Below are 262 nucleotides of genomic sequence, written 5' to 3' on the forward strand. Positions count from 1 at the left end.
TTTCAGCACCGCCGTACAGGGCACCCGCTTCATGCTGCATGCCGCCAACGGCGCGCACATCATCCTCGGCACCAAGCGCCTGGCCAAGCTGTCCGCGAGCATGAGCAACGTCAGCAAGGGCCGCGTCCCGCAATGGACACCGGCCATGCCGCAGCCCCTGCAGCGCCTGCACCTGCCCCAGCCCGCCGCTCAGGATGAGCGTCCGCGCGTTGTCTATCTGGCCGCCTGCGTTTCCCGTGCCATGGGCCCGGCGGCGCGTGAT

General features: G+C 69.5%; 1 protein-coding gene. It reads left to right on the forward strand.

Going from position 1 to position 262, the window contains the following annotated elements; all coding sequences use genetic code 11:
* Positions 1-262 (forward strand): hypothetical protein (locus AAEZ09_RS28580; RefSeq protein WP_350601707.1); only part of this gene is annotated, 262 nt, incomplete at both ends.

It is taken from the genome of Pseudomonas sp. 65/3-MNA-CIBAN-0223, from assembly GCF_040310425.1.
GTDB classification, from domain to species: domain Bacteria; phylum Pseudomonadota; class Gammaproteobacteria; order Pseudomonadales; family Pseudomonadaceae; genus Aquipseudomonas; species Aquipseudomonas gregormendelii.